Below are 1,044 nucleotides of genomic sequence, written 5' to 3' on the forward strand. Positions count from 1 at the left end.
CTTCCGATTTGTCGGCCTGCACAACCTTGGCGGTCGACCTGGCCAAACAGGTCTTTCAGGTCGCCGGTGAAAATATCCTCGGCCAGCTGCTCTACGAGCAGCGGATCAAGTCGCGCGAGGCGTTTTATGAGTTTCTCCGACAGTTGCCACCGCATGTCGTGGTTTTGATGGAGACCGGTCCGGGTGCCCAGGCCTGGGCCCGGCAGCTGCAAGACCAAGGCAATCCGGTGCGGATTCTTCCAGCCGGTTTGGTGGCCACACATCGCAGCGGGCCTAAAAATGATCGCAACGATGCGCTGGCGATTCTGCGGGCTAATCGCGATGAAAAAATCTGCGCAGTACCGGTCAAAAGCGTTGCGGCGCTGGCAATGCAGGCGTTGCATCGCGCCCGCCAGGGCTATGTGCGTCGACGCACGGCCCTCAGTAATCAGATGCGCGGCCTGCTGCTTGAGCACGGCATAGCCTTGGCACAGGGCGATGTTGCGATCAGCCAGAAAATCCCGCGGGTGCTGGAAGATGCTACACAGCCGGTGCCGGGCCTGCTGCGTGAACTGATCGACGAACTGTTGGCCGAGTGGCGCCATTTGGGCGAGCGCATCAGCGTACTGACGGGACGCCTGGAAGTGGCCGCCAACGCTGACATGACGGCGAAGCGGCTAATGACTGTGCGCGGCATCGGCCCGGTCACAGCCACGGCACTGGTGGCCAAGGAAACCAAGCCTGAGCGATTTCCCAATGCCCGCAAGTTTGCCGCGTACTTTGGCATGGTGCCTGACCAGCACAGCAGCGGGGAGACGGTCCGGTTGGGGGACATGACCAAGCGAGGTGATGCTTATTTACGCAGCCTGATGATCCAGGGCGCCCATGCGGTGCTGCAACAACTACGACCTGATTCCCAGCAACCCGATGACCGCCGCTTGTTGCACTGGATGAGCCGGTTGGGCCGCAAGGAGGCTGCGATCAGGCTAGCCAACCGCAACCTGCGAATCGTCTGGGTGCTTCTACAGAATGACCAGACTTATCGTCGCCACGCGGGTGATGGTC

The 1,044-nt window shown here is 61.1% G+C and carries 1 protein-coding gene; it reads left to right on the top strand.

What is annotated here, in order from left to right:
- Nucleotides 1-8: 8 nt before the first annotated feature.
- On the top strand, nt 9-1,044 hold a 1,036-nt coding region (locus EI969_RS11770), incomplete at its 3' end, for an IS110 family transposase (RefSeq protein WP_160387955.1).

The sequence above is a fragment of the Pseudomonas sp. PB101 genome (genome assembly GCF_009764265.1).
Lineage (GTDB): Bacteria > Pseudomonadota > Gammaproteobacteria > Pseudomonadales > Pseudomonadaceae > Aquipseudomonas.